The organism is Streptomyces sp. NPDC048277, from assembly GCF_040652235.1.
In the GTDB taxonomy this organism is placed as follows: Bacteria; Actinomycetota; Actinomycetes; order Streptomycetales; family Streptomycetaceae; genus Streptomyces.
Map to the genome: position 1 here is coordinate 1 of NZ_JBEZLQ010000092.1, position 1,215 is coordinate 1,215.

At 67.7% G+C, this 1,215-nt stretch carries 1 protein-coding gene; it reads right to left on the reverse strand.

Annotated features, from left to right (window positions below; all coding sequences use genetic code 11):
• Nucleotides 1-1,121: IS1380 family transposase (locus tag AB0D85_RS52280; RefSeq protein ID WP_362338797.1), on the reverse strand; the 1,121-nt coding region annotated here is incomplete at its 3' end.
• Nucleotides 1,122-1,215 lie beyond the last annotated feature (94 nt).

The following is a 1,215-nucleotide window of genomic DNA, read 5'->3' on the forward strand; positions in this document are numbered from 1 at the left end:
ACAGTGGCATGCCCGCGGTGACGGACCTCCAGGAACTGGGCGGAACCACCGCTGGGATACGGGGTGTCGGTGAGGAACACCTGATGCCGCAGACCCTCGTCCTGATCGAACAGAGACAGCTGGGCTCCTGGGTGCGGCCGCTCACGGCGCACGATGATGCGGGTGCCGGCCGGGTAGCCGTCCAGATCGACCATCCCGGTCAGCTCGGCCACCTCAGCGCCATCACGCAGCGTCCCGTCCTGGTCCAGGGCGGGATGCCAGAGACGGTCGGGCAGGGCCCGGATGGCGCGGCGGACCGGCTCGGTGATGGGGTATCCGACCGAGAAGAAGGTACGAATTCCTCGTTTTTGCATGTCGCGGACGTGAGTGAGGAAGGCTTTCGAGGATCCGGCGCTGTCGGCGCGGACCAGTATGTCGGTGCCGTGCCGGTGAGCGTCGGGGATCTGCATGAGTGCCTGGTCGAGCACCGCAATGTGATCGGCGGCAGTGTTGGCGCCGGCGTTCCCGGGCCGCAGCCGTCCCGACACGGCCTCACCGGTGTTCGCGAGGAAACACAGCAGCGGATGGAACCCGAAGCCGCCCTTATAGGTGGGTGCGGCCTGTTCTTTCTCGGAGTGGCAGGTGACCAGCGTGGCGTCGAGGTCCAGGACCAGGCCGGGAAGTTCGCGGCCTGCGGCTGTCACCGCGGGTATGCCCTCGCCGGTCTCGGCGGCCTGCATCCAGGTGACTTCCCGGGCTGAAGCGCGGGCCGTTCGCATCGAGGCGAGTGCGGCCTCGTCGGTGTCGGCAAGCAGCCGCCAGGCCGTGGGCGTGGAGGCAACCGGGCCGAATACCTCGGCCTGGTCCCGCAGCACGGCCAGATCCGTAATGGCCTCGCCGCCATCGGCGAGCATCACCGCCAGATCCGCGGCTGTCCGACCTGGATCATGCCCGGTCCCGCGCGGCCGAAGCGGCCTGAGAGCGGCTGAGTACGCGGCGGTCAGCCCGGTGGCATCGGCGAGATCCGCCAGCAACCGCGCCCCGGCATGACCGACCACCCCCAAACCGTCAGCGGAGACAAGAAGCTTGGGACGAGAACCGATACCCTTCACGCAGAAAGTGCCTTCCGCCTGGACCGACAGAACCCCTCGACAAGGTTCATCGTTCCAGCTCAGAAGGCACTTTCGTAATTCCGCCCCGCATCCGGCCTCACTCCAACCGAAACGGCGAGGCTAG